General features: G+C 34.1%; 13 protein-coding genes. 6 read left to right on the top strand and 7 right to left on the bottom strand.

Annotation, left to right across the window (positions count from 1 at the left end):
• Window positions 1–118 precede the first annotated feature (118 nt).
• The 3 genes from CLV00_RS05930 to aat all read left to right on the top strand — a co-directional run bounded on the left by CLV00_RS05930 (window position 119) and on the right by aat (window position 2,125).
• Entirely contained in the window at window positions 119–1,000 is an 882-nt protein-coding gene (locus CLV00_RS05930) for a flavin reductase family protein (protein WP_099714264.1), read from the top strand.
• A gap of 24 nt (window positions 1,001–1,024) precedes the next feature.
• Window positions 1,025–1,405, top strand: coding sequence for a DUF3127 domain-containing protein (locus CLV00_RS05935; RefSeq protein ID WP_099714265.1), 381 nt, complete (start codon window positions 1,025–1,027; stop codon window positions 1,403–1,405).
• A gap of 81 nt (window positions 1,406–1,486) precedes the next feature.
• Window positions 1,487–2,125: a leucyl/phenylalanyl-tRNA--protein transferase gene (aat, locus tag CLV00_RS05940; RefSeq protein ID WP_099714266.1), complete on the top strand. Its 639-nt coding sequence runs from the start codon at window positions 1,487–1,489 to the stop codon at window positions 2,123–2,125.
• Window positions 2,126–2,169: 44 nt separating this feature from the next.
• On the opposite strand, the gene CLV00_RS05945 is transcribed toward aat, so the two are convergent.
• The 6 genes from CLV00_RS05945 to rplM form a co-directional block, all read right to left on the bottom strand.
• The gene (locus tag CLV00_RS05945) at window positions 2,170–2,730 is read right to left on the bottom strand and encodes a DNA-3-methyladenine glycosylase I (protein ID WP_099714267.1); all 561 of its coding nucleotides are present in this window, start codon (window positions 2,728–2,730) and stop codon (window positions 2,170–2,172) included.
• Window positions 2,731–2,733: 3 nt separating this feature from the next.
• Window positions 2,734–3,387, bottom strand: coding sequence for a queuosine precursor transporter (locus tag CLV00_RS05950; RefSeq protein ID WP_099714268.1), 654 nt, complete (start codon window positions 3,385–3,387; stop codon window positions 2,734–2,736).
• A gap of 169 nt (window positions 3,388–3,556) precedes the next feature.
• Window positions 3,557–4,381, bottom strand: a complete 825-nt coding sequence (gene tsf, locus CLV00_RS05955) for a translation elongation factor Ts (RefSeq protein WP_099714269.1) — start codon at window positions 4,379–4,381, stop codon at window positions 3,557–3,559.
• Window positions 4,382–4,514: 133 nt separating this feature from the next.
• Entirely contained in the window at window positions 4,515–5,318 is an 804-nt protein-coding gene (gene rpsB / locus CLV00_RS05960) for a 30S ribosomal protein S2 (protein WP_099714270.1), read from the bottom strand.
• Window positions 5,319–5,491: 173 nt separating this feature from the next.
• The gene (gene rpsI, locus CLV00_RS05965) at window positions 5,492–5,878 is read right to left on the bottom strand and encodes a 30S ribosomal protein S9 (protein WP_066080508.1); all 387 of its coding nucleotides are present in this window, start codon (window positions 5,876–5,878) and stop codon (window positions 5,492–5,494) included.
• The gene (gene rplM, locus CLV00_RS05970; protein ID WP_099714271.1) at window positions 5,878–6,333 is read right to left on the bottom strand and encodes a 50S ribosomal protein L13; all 456 of its coding nucleotides are present in this window, start codon (window positions 6,331–6,333) and stop codon (window positions 5,878–5,880) included. Before rplM ends, rpsI begins: the two co-directional genes overlap by 1 nt.
• 344 nt (window positions 6,334–6,677) lie before the next feature.
• Between rplM and CLV00_RS05975 the strand changes: the two genes are divergently transcribed.
• Window positions 6,678–7,700, top strand: coding sequence for a LacI family DNA-binding transcriptional regulator (locus tag CLV00_RS05975; RefSeq protein ID WP_099714272.1), 1,023 nt, complete (start codon window positions 6,678–6,680; stop codon window positions 7,698–7,700).
• Window positions 7,701–7,784: 84 nt separating this feature from the next.
• Here the strand turns inward: CLV00_RS05975 and polA are convergent, their stop codons facing one another.
• Window positions 7,785–10,628, bottom strand: a complete 2,844-nt coding sequence (gene polA / locus CLV00_RS05980) for a DNA polymerase I (RefSeq protein ID WP_099714273.1) — start codon at window positions 10,626–10,628, stop codon at window positions 7,785–7,787.
• Between the two features lie 367 nt (window positions 10,629–10,995).
• Between polA and CLV00_RS05985 the strand changes: the two genes are divergently transcribed.
• Window positions 10,996–12,486: a hypothetical protein gene (locus tag CLV00_RS05985; RefSeq protein ID WP_099714274.1), complete on the top strand. Its 1,491-nt coding sequence runs from the start codon at window positions 10,996–10,998 to the stop codon at window positions 12,484–12,486.
• A gap of 178 nt (window positions 12,487–12,664) precedes the next feature.
• The gene (locus tag CLV00_RS05990) at window positions 12,665–13,900 is read left to right on the top strand and encodes a metallophosphoesterase (RefSeq protein WP_099714275.1); all 1,236 of its coding nucleotides are present in this window, start codon (window positions 12,665–12,667) and stop codon (window positions 13,898–13,900) included.
• The last annotated feature ends 19 nt before the right edge of the window (window positions 13,901–13,919 follow it).

A 13,919-nucleotide genomic window follows, 5' to 3' on the forward strand; every position in this document is an offset into this window, starting at 1 on the left:
GAGAAAGAATTTTTTTTGAGAAAATCAATCCTTTATTTTATTCTAATTTGAGGTTACTGCTTCTTAAACTTAATTCATTTGTCTACTTTTGTATCTTTCAGCAATAAATTAAAAACGTATGATTACTATTGATCCTAAAAGTATTGAAACAGCAAAACTGCAAGGGTATTTGCAAAGTTCCGTTGGACCGCGACCTATTGCTTTTGCCAGTACGATGGATGCTAAAGGGAATCCTAATCTATCGCCTTTTAGTTTCTTCAATGTGTTCAGTGCTAATCCTCCAATTCTGATATTTTCGCCTGCAAGACGCATTCGTGATAATTCGATAAAACACACCTTAATCAATGCCGAAGCGACTCGTGAAGTAGTGATTAATGTGGTAAATTATAATATAGTTCAGCAAACGTCTCTGGCCAGTACGGAATATGCAGATGGGGTTGATGAGTTTATAAAATCTGGCTTGACTCCAATTGCTTCGGAGGTGGTAAAACCTTTTAGGGTAAAAGAATCCCCCGTTCAATTTGAATGCAAAGTCACTCAGATTATTCCATTGGGAACTGAAGGAGGAGCCGGAAATTTAGTGCTTTGTGAAGTAGTGCGCATTCATATTGACGAATCTGTTTTAGACGAAAACGGAGCGATTGACCAACACAAAATTGACTTAGTTTCCAGATTAGGCGGCAACTGGTATTCCAGGTCGAATCAAGGTCTTTTTGAAGTGCCAAAACCATTATCCACATTAGGAATTGGAGTGGATGCGATTCCAGATTTTATAAAAGAAAGTACAGTTTTTGATGGAAATGATTTAGGGATTTTAGGGAATATTGAAGCCTTGCCTACAAAGGAAGAAGTTACTATATTTGTAAAACAAAATTTCGCGGTAAAAGGAGTTTTAAGCTCCGATGATGAGTTAAAAGTGCATATGGAAGCTAAAAAATATTTAAATGCTAACGACGTGTTTTCGGCATGGAAAGTACTTTTGGCAGAAAGAAAAAAATAGAGCAAAACAATTAAAACATAGAAGATGGAAGTTACAGGAAAAATTAAAATGATCGATCAAACTAAAGAAGTTGGATCTGGAGGTTTCAAAAAAAGAGATGTAGTTGTTACTACTGATGAGCAATATCCACAACATATTCTAGTTCAGTTTGTTCAGGATAAATGTGACTTATTGAACGGTTTTCAAGTAGGTGAGCCTGTGAAAATTGATATTAATTTAAGAGGTAGAGAATGGACAAATCCTCAAGGGGAAACGGTTTATTTTAATACTATCCAAGGATGGAGAATTGGAAAATTGCAAGCTGAAGCTCCTTCTGCTGCACAAATGCCTCCAATGCCGGCTGCAGAAGCTTTTGCACCAGCAACTAACTTAAACGAAGAAGAAGCAGACGATTTACCTTTTTAATCATTTGAATTTCTATTGATATAGTAAAAACAAACCCGACAGGTATTTAAAACACTGTCGGGTTTTATTTTTTAATAAAGAATGTATTATTTAACTGCAGCACTATTCTTTCCTCCAGTTTCTCTGACTAATTCTTCTGGTATTCTTGCTCTTGGAGGAGATTTGTCACCGGAACGATTGCAACTTGCTTATAAAAGTGGCATTTTTCCGTGGTTTGAAGATGGAGAACCTATTACATGGTGGTCGCCAAATCCCAGAATGGTTTTGTTTCTGGATGAATTGATTGTTTCCAAGAGTATGCGCAACATTCTGAATCGAAATAGTTTCAAGGTTACTTTTAATCAGAATTTCAGGGACGTAATTTCAAACTGTCAAAACATAAAAAGAGACGGTCAAAATGGGACTTGGATAACGAATGATATGATTGAAGCCTATTGTAAATTGAACGAATTAGGTATTGCAAAATCGGTTGAAGTCTGGCAAGATGAGGTTTTGGTTGGTGGATTGTATGGAATCGATTTGGGTCATGTTTTTTGTGGTGAAAGTATGTTTTCTAAAGTCTCTAATGCTTCCAAAGTGGCTTTCATTGCTTTGGTAAACCAATTAAAAAAAGAAAATTACAAACTGTTGGATTGCCAAGTTTATAATCCGCATCTTGAAAGTTTGGGCTGCAGGGAAATTGACAGAGAAGAATTTATAGAGATTTTGAAAAGTAAATAATTTTCAGATTCCGATTTCTAGTACTTTAAACTGCAACCTGATTACTAGCTTTTTTTCCAGCAATCTGCTACGTGATCATCGACCATTCCAGTGGCTTGCATGTGAGCGTAAACTACTGTAGAGCCTACGAATTTAAATCCACGTTTTTTCAAATCTTTACTAATTTCATCCGAAAGTGGCGTTGTTGCAGGAACTTCTTTTAAGGATTGTCGGTTGTTTTGAATAGGTTTTCCATCGGTAAATTTCCAAATGTATTTTGAAAAACTACCAAATTCTTCTTGTACTTTCATAAAAGCAATGGCATTCGAAACGGCTGCGCGAATTTTTAATTGATTGCGAATAATCCCTGCATCTTGAAGTAATTCCTGGATCTTATCTTCAGTATAATTCGAAACTTTTTTATAGTCAAAATCATCAAAAGCTAATTGGAAGTTTTCTCTTTTTTTTAGGATTGTAATCCAACTTAGTCCCGCTTGGAAAGTTTCTAAGATTAGGAATTCAAATAATTTTTGATCTTCATAAACAGGAACACCCCATTCTTCATCATGGTATTTTTCGTAAATATCAATACCCACACACCATTTACATCTTGTTTTTTCTTCCATGATTTATTCTATTTCTTCTGATAAATATTTTTTTATAATGTAGTGCCCCAAATAAATTAGCGGAGTCAATAAAACCGCAATTCCAAGTTTGAATGTATAACCCGTCAATGCGGAAGTTATAAAAGTATCAAAGTTAATTTTTCCAGGCAACCAAAAAGCAATTCCAAGGACAATAAAAGAATCGAATAATTGAGAAATTATAGTGGAACCCGTTGCTCTAAGCCAGATTTTATTATTTCCTGTACGGTTTTTGAAAAACCAAAAAATAGTAACATCAATCAATTGTGAAACTAGAAATGCAATGATACTTCCAACGATGATCCACATACTTTGCCCAAAAACAGCAAAGAATTGGTCATCATTTACAGGGCTAATTCCTTTTGCTGCTGGAATGTTTATGGCTAAAAATAAGAGGATAAAAGCGTAAGCAATTAAACCGGCTGTTATTAAAGACAATTTTTTTACTCCTTTTTCTCCAAAATATTCATTGATTAAATCGGTAGTCAGGAAAACTATGGGCCAAGGCAAAATCCCGATGCTCATTACAAACGGACCTATTTGTATCAGTTTTCCACCGATTAATTCGGCAGTAACAGCATTAGTAATGAAGATTCCGGCGAGTATAACAAATACGAGCTCTTTTTTGGTTTTAAACATAAATGATAATTAGTACTCAAATTTAGTATTTTAATTTGAAATTTATGTTTTATAAAACAAACAGTAGTTGATTACAAATATAAAATCCCATTCGAGTGAACGAATGGGATTTTATATTTGTAATCAGAATTGTAAATAAATTTATAATTCTGAAACGATTTTAGAATGATTATCCTAAAGCAGCTCTTTTGAAACCTGTAACGATAAGATCTTTATCTAAAGATTTAACATAAGCAGCAACGCTTAATTTGTTGTCTTTGATGTAATCTTGGTTTACTAAAGTGTTGTCTTTAAAGAAACGAGCTAGTTTACCTTTAGCGATATTGTCTAACATTGCTTCAGCTTTTCCTTCTTGACGTAGGATGTCTTTAGCAATTTCGATTTCTTTAGCGATAGTTTCAGCATCAACACCTTCTTCGTTTAATGCAATAGGAGCCATAGCTGCTGCTTGCATAGATACGTTTCTTGAAACTTCGTCAGCACCTTCAACATTTGCAGATAGAGCAACTAAAGTAGCGATTTTGTTTCCAGAGTGGATGTAAGATCCGATGAAAGCACCTTCTAATTTTTCGAAAGTTCTGATTTCTAATTTTTCACCGATAACTCCTGTTTGCTCGATTAATTTATCAGCAACAGTAATTCCGTTGAAGTCAGCAGCTAAAAATTCTTCTTTAGTATTGAAGTTCAATGCTAAATTAGCCATTTCAGTAGCCATTTTTACAAAGTTCTCATTCATCCCTACGAAGTCAGTCTCACAGTTCAATGTGATAACAACTCCAGCAGTTTTGTCAGCATTTACAACAGCAATTGCAGCACCTTCAGTAGATTCTCTATCTGAACGGTTTGCAGCTACTTTTTGTCCTTTTTTACGTAAGTTTTCGATAGCTAAATCAAAATCTCCGTCTGCTTCAACCAAGGCTTTTTTGCAGTCCATCATACCTGCGCCAGTGATTGTTCTTAATTTATTTACGTCTGCAGCAGTAATTGTTGCCATATTGTATTATTTTTTAAGGTTAAAAGTAAAAAATTCCAAGTGTTAAATCCAATTTCCAATTTTATTAAATTATCAACTTTAGGTTTCTAATTTTTTTTGGAGAGGAATTTAAAACTTGGAATTAAATGTTTATTTATTCTTCAGTTGCAGTTGCAGTTGGAGCAGCAGCTTCTACAGCAGGAGCTACTTCTACAGCTTCAGCAGCAGGAGCAAGAACTTCAGCAGTAGCTTCAGCTTCTTTGTCAGAACCTCTATCAGAAAGTCCTTCAACAATTGCAGCAGTAACTAAAGATAAAATTTTATCAATTGATTTAGAAGCATCATCATTTGCAGGAATTACATATTCTACTTCACGAGGATCAGAATTTGTATCAACCATTGCAAAAACTGGAATGTTTAATTTTTGAGCTTCTTTTATTGCGATATGTTCCGCTTTGATATCAACTACGAACAATGCAGCTGGTAGTCTTGACATGTCAGCGATTGAACCTAAGTTTTTCTCTAATTTAGCACGAAGACGATCAACTTGCAAACGCTCTTTTTTAGAAAGAGTCATGAATGTACCATCTTTCTTCATTTTATCAATAGTAGCCATTTTTTTAACAGCTTTACGGATAGTTACGAAGTTAGTTAGCATTCCACCAGGCCATCTTTCAGTGATGTAAGGCATGTTTGCAGCTTTTGCTTTTTCAGCAACGATGTCTTTTGCTTGTTTTTTGGTAGCAACGAATAATATTTTTCTACCTGATGCAGCGATTTTTTTCAAAGCGTCATTAGCTTCTTCAATTTTTGCTGCAGTTTTATATAGATTGATAATGTGAATACCATTACGCTCCATATAAATGTAAGGAGCCATGTTTGGATCCCACTTTCTAGTCATGTGTCCGAAGTGAACACCTGCTTCTAGTAATTCTTTTACTTCTACTTTGTTTGCCATTTTGTTCTAGTTTACGTTCTGTTGATTAGCAATGAATAAATGGCGATTTCTCGGCTTTATACATTTAGATGCTAAACTATTTCCTACCTCAGTAGGAGAGCAACAACAACTGTTTTTTTAAATTCAATAATAAATGAACGATGTCTTGTCCCATTTGAACAAGACAGGTAATATTAACGTTTAGAGAATTGGAATCTCTTACGAGCTTTCTTCTGACCGAATTTCTTACGTTCAACCATTCTTGGATCTCTTGTTAATAAACCTTCTGGTTTCAAGATAGCTCTGTTTTCAGCATTTACTTCACACATAACGCGTGCTAATGCCATTCTTACAGCTTCTGCTTGACCAGTTGAACCACCACCATAAACGTTAACTTTTACGTCAAAGTTGCTTACATTTTCTGTCATAGACATAGGTTGTAATACTTTGTACTGTAAAGTTGCAGTTGGGAAGTACGTTTCGAATGCTTTTTTGTTTACAGTGATTACTCCTGTTCCTTCTGAAACATAAACACGTGCAACAGCGGTTTTTCTTCTACCGATTTTGTGAATAACTCCCATTACTTAAGATCGTTAAGGTTAACTGTTTTAGGTTTTTGAGCGCCTTGTTTGTGCTCAGATCCTACAACAACATTTAAATTTCTAAAAAGTTCAGCACCTAATTTATTTTTAGGTAACATCCCTCTTACAGCTTTCTCTACTAATAATGCAGGGTTTTTTGATTGCAATACTTTAGCAGTTAAAGTTCTTTGACCTCCTGGGTAACCAGTGTGACGGATGTATGTTTTTTCATCCATTTTGTTACCTGTAAGGTTAATTTTTTCTGAGTTGATAACGATTACGTTATCACCGCAGTCCACGTGTGGTGTGTAACTTGGCTTGTACTTACCTCTCAAAATCATAGCGACTTTTGAAGCAAGACGACCTAAGTTGTGACCATCAGCATCTACAACAATCCACTCTTTTGTAACTGTGGCTTTGCTTGCTGATTGTGTCTTGTAGCTTAATGCGTCCATAATATATTTTTAATTAAACATTCCATCCCCAATAAAGGGGTTGCAAAAGTACAATTAATTATTTTAAATACAAATACCTTAAATGAATATTTTTTTCTTGTTTTTACTCTGATAATCAAATGTATATTTAAAATAATATTCTAAGATTGAATTTGTGTTTCTCACTTCTGGGTGAGTTGAATTCGAGGTGCTATTGTTTTTATTTAATTTTATTGTATATTTCTAATATTTGGAAGCAAATTTTACATTTTATTGGCTATTTTTGTCACTTAAACAGTTAATATTCTAATTATTCATATCTTGTCACTGTTTTTATTATATAAATTACGTCAAAAATCTCTCTTATGAAAGCTAAAGCAACTTTAAAACAAATCGCTAAAGAACTGAATGTTTCTGTTTCTACAGTTTCTAAAGCGTTGAACGATAGCCCGGAGATTAGCGAGCAGACGAAAGTTAAAATTAAAGAATATGCTAAGCTTAAAAATTACAAACCCAATGTTATTGGTCTGAACCTTAAAAATAGAAAGACAAAAACCATTGGTGTAATTATTCCAAATATTTTAAATTCTTTTTTTGCCAAAGTATTCAGCGGTATCGAAAAAATAGCCGACGAAAAAGGATACAACGTGATTATGTGTATCTCTAACGAATCATCAGAAAAAGAAGCCCATACGCTGGAAATGCTAAGTAATGGAACTATCGATGGATTTATTGTTTCGGTTTCTGAAGAAGCACAAAAAAATCAGGATTACGACCATTTCTCCGCAATCATTAATGATGGAACTCCAATTGTTATGTTTGATCGTATTGCCGAAGGCGTAGATTGTGACAAAGTAATTGTTGATGATTTTGACTCCGCTTTAAATTCAACACAACATTTAATTGATATAGGATGCAAGAATATTGCCTTGTTGTCCTCTATCGATAACTTAAGTGTTGGTAAATTAAGAGCCGAAGGATATTTAAAAGCATTGGAAAACAATAATATTGCTGTTAACAACGATATCATTTTAAGAACGGATTCTGAAGATGATTTAAAGGATAAAATCGAAAAAGTTTTTGAAAATAAAATTGATGGAATCTTTGCTCTCGAAGAAAATGACTCAGTAGCAGCTTTGCGTATTGCGCTTAAAAAAGGATATAAAGTACCGGAAGAAATTTCTATCATTGGTTTTGCCGATGGTATTCTGGCTTCCAGAAGATTGTCTCCAAGTTTAACAACGGTGAGTCAGCACGGAATCGAAATAGGTGAGGTGGCCGCTAAATTGCTTATTGACAGGTTAGAATCCAAAGAAGAAGATTTGCCTTATGAAACGGTCGTAATCAAAACAAAATTGAAAGAAAGAGAGTCAACAAGGAAATTGTAGAAACTCATTTAATATAAGATTAAAAAAAATCTCTAATCATTTAAAACGATTAGAGATTTTTTTTATGAGTATGATGGAAGATATTTAATGTGCTTCCAACCAATCTTTTCCAGCTCCTAAATCAACATCCAAAGGAACATCAAGTTTGAAAGCGTGTTCCATTTCGTGTTTTATCATCGGTTGGATTTTTTCGAGTTCCGAATTGTGTACGTCAAACACAAGCTCATCATGAACTTGTAATAACATTTTGCTTTTCCAATTTTCGGATGTTAGTTTTTCATGAATATTAATCATTGCAATTTTGATGATATCGGCAGCACTTCCTTGAATTGGTGCATTTACCGCATTTCGTTCTGCACCACCACGAACAATGGCGTTTTGCGAATTAATATCTTTCAAATAACGGCGACGGCCCAAGATGGTTTGTACATAACCATTATCTCTTGCAAAATCTATTTGTTCTTGAATATAGGACTTCAATCTTGGATACGTTTTATAATACGCTTCAATCAAAGCGGCACTTTCACTTCTGGATAATGAAGTTTGATTGCTCAATCCAAAAGCCGAAACACCATAAATAATTCCAAAATTTACTGTTTTGGCATGACTTCGTTGCTCGCGAGTTACTTCTTCGAGTGGAACATTAAATACTTTTGAAGCAGTAGATTTGTGAATGTCTTCGTGATTTTGGAATGCCTTAATCATGTTTTCTTCACCACTCAATGCCGCAATTACACGCAATTCTATTTGGGAATAATCCGCAGAAACCAAGGTGTAATTTTCATCTCGGGCCACGAATGCTTTTCTAATCTGTCTTCCTCGTTCCGTACGAATAGGAATGTTTTGCAAGTTCGGATTATTTGAACTCAAACGACCTGTTGCGGCAACGGTTTGCATATAATCGGTGTGGATGCGTTGCGTGATTTTGTCTACTTGGTTTGGCAAAGCCTCGACATAGGTGTTTTGAAGTTTTACCAATTGTCGCCAATCCAGAATGTCTTTTACAATTGGGTTTTCGGCAGCCAAATAACTCAAGATTTCCTCTCCGGTTGCATATTGACCAGTTTTGGTTTTCTTTTGTTTTACACCTCCAATTTTTAATTTATCGAATAAAACATCACCTAATTGCTTTGGAGAAGCCAGATTAAATTTTTCTCCGGCAGTTTCAAAAATGTTTGCTTCTAATATTTTAATGTCATCGTCTAATGTTTTTGAAAGTGATTTCAAGAAATCTACATCAACACGAATTCCTTCTTTTTCCATATCGGCCAGAACTTTTACTAATGGAATTTCGATTTCCTCAAAAAGTTTTTTGGTTCCGGTTTTATCCAATTCCGATGTGAATATTTCCTTAAGTTGGAAGGTTACATCAGCATCTTCAACGGCATATTCTTTTATTTCTTCCAATGCAACGTCACGCATTGATTTTTGGTTTTTCCCTTTTTTACCAATTAAAGTTTCTATGGATTGAGGGGAATATTTCAAATACGTTTCTGACAAAATATCCATATTATGACGCATATCCGGATTGATCAGATAATGTGCAATCATGGTGTCGAATAATTTTCCTTTTACGGTAACATTGTAATTAGAAAGAATTTTTAAATCGTATTTTAAATTCTGACCAATTTTTTCAATGCTTTCATTTTCGAAAAAAGGAATGAATTTTTCAATTAAAGTTTGTGCTTCTTCTTGATTTTCCGGAAACGGAACATAGAATCCTTTTCCTTTCTCATAGGAGAATGAGATGCCGACCAATTCCGCATGCAAAGCGTCCAAACTGGTTGTTTCAGTATCAAAACACACCGAAGATTGGTTTTGCAAATTTTGCAACAGCAATCGCAATCCTAAATCCCCTTGAATTATCTGGTATGAATGTGCAGTGTTTTCTAATGAATTGTAGTACTGATGGCGTGTTTCTTCTGAAGAATCATCTTGAATGGCACTTCCAAAAAGATCAAATTGTTCTTCGTTTTTTGGTTGTGGTTTTTTGTATAGTTTGGTTTCGTCAACAGGATTATTGTTAGTAGTTGCAGTTCCGCCTTTTTTGAATATGGCGTCAAATTGCTCTGCCATTCTTCTGAACTCTAATTCATTAAAAAGCGCATCTGTTTTTTCGACATCGGGAGTTGATAATTCATAATCCGTTTCGTTAAAAATAACGGGACAATCCAGTAAAATTGTCGCCAAAGTTTTGGATAATAATCCTTTTTCTTTATTGGCTTCAATGTTTTCTTTCATTTTTCCTTTTAGCTTGTCTGTATTGGCTAAAAGATTTTCCATGGTTCCAAATTCTTTCAAAAGCTTCTTAGCCGTTACTTCGCCTACACCAGGAAGTCCGGGGATATTATCGGCAGCATCGCCCATCATTCCAAGAAAGTCAATTACTTGGTCTGGTCGTTCAATTTCAAATTTTGCCAAAACTTCCGGAATCCCCCAAATTTCTATTCCGTTCCCCATTCGGGCGGGTTTGTACATGAATATATTTTCAGAAACGAGTTGTGCAAAATCCTTGTCAGGAGTAACCATAAAGACTTTGTAGTTCTGTTTTTCGGCTTGTTTAGCAATTGTACCAATTAAATCATCAGCTTCATAACCTTTTACTTCTATAATAGGAATATGCATGGCTTTCAGTAAATCTTGGATATAAGGTATAGCAATTTTAATAGCTTCGGGAGTGGCGTCACGATGGGCTTTGTATTCTGGAAATATATCATTTCTCAATTGACTTCCGCCATTATCAAAAGCAACGGCCAAATGGTCTGGTTTTTCTCTTTTTATTACGTCCATCAGGGAATTCATAAATCCCATAATGGCTGATGTGTCCATTCCTTTAGAGTTGATTCTTGGGTTTTTTATGAAAGCATAATAGCCTCTAAAGATTAAGGCGTAGGCATCAAGAAGGAAAAGGCGTTTTTGTTGTGACATAATTGTGATTTTGTAAAGTTTTCAAAAGTACAAAACTTGTGAGATAAAGGAGTGAAGGTTTGAAATATTTCTTATGATTGATACAGGTGCCTCTTTTTTTGTTTTCTGAAAATTTCGACTGGAAAATTTTGTAATCAATTTTTTATTTCGAGAAACATTGCGAATAATGATTTGAAAGAAAATTGTTATTAATCTGTTACGCATATTTATTTTTAAATAACTAAATTGTAAGAATATAAATATACATTTAATAAAAAAATGCTTTTAATCGATTATTTATGTATTTAAACGTTGTTTTACGTAAATTTACACACAGAGTTTTAAGCCCAGTGAGGCTATTTATATTAAATCTTTAATTCGTTATATTATGGAAAAAAATTATTTTTCAAAAAAGGTATTACAAGCCTGTGTGTTATTTTTCATGATAATAACAACAAATGTGTTTGCCCAAGTAGGCATAGGAACGATTACACCACATGCAAGTTCCGTATTGGATGTTTCATCAACAACCCAAGGGATGTTGACGCCCAGAATGACAACTGTGCAAAGAGCGGCTATTGCATCTCCTGCGGATGGTTTAATGGTTTATGATACAGATTTGAAATCTTTTTATCATTACAATTCAACTTTAACATCATGGAATGTAATAAATAGTGGTACAACTGGTAGATTAAAGTTTAAACGTATAAAATCTACAGATGTTTTAGCGACAGTTTTGGCGGCAGAGAAGGCTGCGGGAAGTAATACAAAGTATGTTTTGGATGTTAACACCTATTATGAAATAAATGGAACCATAATTTTTGATTTACCAATTGATTTAAACAATGCCTATATTTCAGGTCAGGATGCTAATGAGGATAAATTAGTTAGAACATCTGGAAATCTGTTTGATGGTGCAACAGGAGGAAGTATTAGAAATGTTACCATTCAGGTTTCCGGAGGAGGGAAAGTTTTTAACTTATCTGGAGCAGCAACACAAAGTATAATTATTAGAGATACAGTAATTGCAGGTTCTTCTAGTGTAGGTTCTATAACTGGTTTTGGATTAGTTTTTGTTAGTATAGTTCAGTATGTTGGCAATGCTACTGGTATTGTTTATGACACTATTAGTAAATTATTGATAAGTAATGCAGCATGGTTTGGTAGCAATACTGGTACTTATGAAAAGTTACAAGGGACATTTAGTTTAGTGCAAAAACAAGGAGGTTTTAGTGAGGTTTCTGGCACAGCAATTGGGTTTGATGTATCTTCTAATCCAATTATAACTGGAGATGCAATTATGGAAACTGTTGTTTTTACCGGTAGCAATACTGTTGGATATGTAAAAGGGTATAGTCCTGCAGTTTATTCAGGATATAATTTTGATAATAATTGGAGTGTACGATGTGCAGGAATTCCAACTGAAATTGATGCATCGGCAGTGGGTGAGTTTTCAGTGGATTATGCTGTAGGTTCTGGTGCTTCTACGGGTTTCTCTGGATCAAATCCAACTTCTATTATAAAGGTTGCGGGTGTCTCTTCCTCATCAAATTTATTTAGATTTTCTACTGGGGGAGTTAGTAATAAACTTATATATTTAGGTAAAAAGAAACGTTTTTTCCAAGTTACGGGTTCTATTTCGTTTCAAGTTCCAGCAATAGGTACTTATATAATTTATATTTCTAAGAATGGTACACCTATTACGCAGTATAAGATCTATGGTCGTGGAGCAGCTGTAAATGATATTTTAGTATTACCATTAAATGCATTAGTCGAGTTGTCAAATTCTGATTATATAGAGGTTTTTGCGCAAAGGTATTCATCAACTAATAATAATGATAGTATCATAACGCCAAATATGACTTTAGTTGTAAAATAGTAAAAGCTATCGTAATCTAAAACCGCATTATTTTCAACCTAAATAATGCGGTTTTTATTTGTATTCCATATTCTCAAATTGCAGGAGCTTATTTTAAGTTTAATCAACAGTTAAATTTTAATTAATAAAAAACCATTTTGGTTAATTGTTTTGTTATTTTGTTAAAAATTTTTTTAAAATGATCTTTCGTATCGTATTCTTGTGCTTAATCCTTCTTGTTATTGAGCTTTATACTTTTCAAGTATTAAAAACTTTAATAAAATCAAAGCCAATATTGTTTTCAATTCAGATTATAAGCATATTAGTTTTAGTATATATTGTTTATTCTTTGATGCAATTTGACCGAAGTGTAGGTCAGACCAAACAAATGATGGTTATCATGGGTTTGTTGCTTATTGTGTATGTTCCAAAATTAATTTTGACATTGATATTAATGGGAGAAGACATCTTTAGATTAGGTGCCGGAACTGTTAACTATTTTGTCAATTATGATAAAAATACAGACTTTCTGAATTCAAGAAGAAAGTTTGTCAGTCAAATAGGATTAGGATTAGCAGCGGTCCCTTTTTTGTCTTTAATATATGGGGTGACTATAGGTAAATACAATTATAAAGTCATCAAGCAACGTATATTTTTCCCGGATTTACCAGATGCTTTTGATGGTTTTACGATTACTCAAATATCAGATGTTCACAGTGGAAGTTTTGATAATCCAGAGAAAATTAATTATGCAATAGATTTAGTCAATGAGCAAAATTCAGATATGATTTTGTTTACCGGAGATATTGTGAATACTGATGCCAAAGAAATGCATCCGTGGATAGAAACCTTTAACAGGATTAAAAAACATGAATATGGTAAATATTCAGTTTTAGGAAATCACGATTATGGAGAATATGTAACTTGGCCATCAGAGGCGGCAAAAGAAGATAATTTTAAAGCCATTAAAGATTTATACGGACAAATTGGTTTTAAATTAATGCTAAACGAACATACTTTTATTGAAAAAGGAGATGAGAAAATTGCATTAGTTGGCGTAGAAAACTGGGGACATAATTTCAAAAAAGCGGGCGATATCAACAAAGCTTCCCAACATGTAAATAAAGAAGATTTTAAAATTTTGATGAGTCATGACCCTTCGCATTGGGAACATGAAGTGCAGCATCATGAGAAAAATTTCCACCTTACACTTTCGGGGCATACACACGGAATGCAGTTTGGAATAGAAATACCAGGTTATTTTAAATGGAGTTTGGCACAATATGTATACAAACAATGGGCGGGATTATATGAAAACGTCGGACGATACGTTTATGTAAATAGAGGTTTTGGTTTTCATGCCTATCCGGGCAGAGTGGGAATCATGCCGGAAATAACGGTCATCGAACTAAAAAAAGGTGTTAATGTGGCATAATTCGTTTAAAATGCTACAT

Source organism: Flavobacterium sp. 11, assembly GCF_002754315.1.
Classification (GTDB): Bacteria; Bacteroidota; Bacteroidia; order Flavobacteriales; family Flavobacteriaceae; genus Flavobacterium; species Flavobacterium algoritolerans.

Coding starts and splice junctions, on each gene's coding strand:
- CLV00_RS05930 (WP_099714264.1), top strand. CDS start 119: ATGATTACTATTGATCCTAAAAGTATTGAAACAGCAAAACTGCAAGGG.
- CLV00_RS05935 (WP_099714265.1), top strand. CDS start 1,025: ATGGAAGTTACAGGAAAAATTAAAATGATCGATCAAACTAAAGAAGTT.
- aat (WP_099714266.1), top strand. CDS start 1,487: ATGTATTATTTAACTGCAGCACTATTCTTTCCTCCAGTTTCTCTGACT.
- CLV00_RS05945 (WP_099714267.1), bottom strand. CDS start 2,730: ATGGAAGAAAAAACAAGATGTAAATGGTGTGTGGGTATTGATATTTAC.
- CLV00_RS05950 (WP_099714268.1), bottom strand. CDS start 3,387: ATGTTTAAAACCAAAAAAGAGCTCGTATTTGTTATACTCGCCGGAATC.
- tsf (WP_099714269.1), bottom strand. CDS start 4,381: ATGGCAACAATTACTGCTGCAGACGTAAATAAATTAAGAACAATCACT.
- rpsB (WP_099714270.1), bottom strand. CDS start 5,318: ATGGCAAACAAAGTAGAAGTAAAAGAATTACTAGAAGCAGGTGTTCAC.
- rpsI (WP_066080508.1), bottom strand. CDS start 5,878: ATGGGAGTTATTCACAAAATCGGTAGAAGAAAAACCGCTGTTGCACGT.
- rplM (WP_099714271.1), bottom strand. CDS start 6,333: ATGGACGCATTAAGCTACAAGACACAATCAGCAAGCAAAGCCACAGTT.
- CLV00_RS05975 (WP_099714272.1), top strand. CDS start 6,678: ATGAAAGCTAAAGCAACTTTAAAACAAATCGCTAAAGAACTGAATGTT.
- polA (WP_099714273.1), bottom strand. CDS start 10,628: ATGTCACAACAAAAACGCCTTTTCCTTCTTGATGCCTACGCCTTAATC.
- CLV00_RS05985 (WP_099714274.1), top strand. CDS start 10,996: ATGGAAAAAAATTATTTTTCAAAAAAGGTATTACAAGCCTGTGTGTTA.
- CLV00_RS05990 (WP_099714275.1), top strand. CDS start 12,665: ATGATCTTTCGTATCGTATTCTTGTGCTTAATCCTTCTTGTTATTGAG.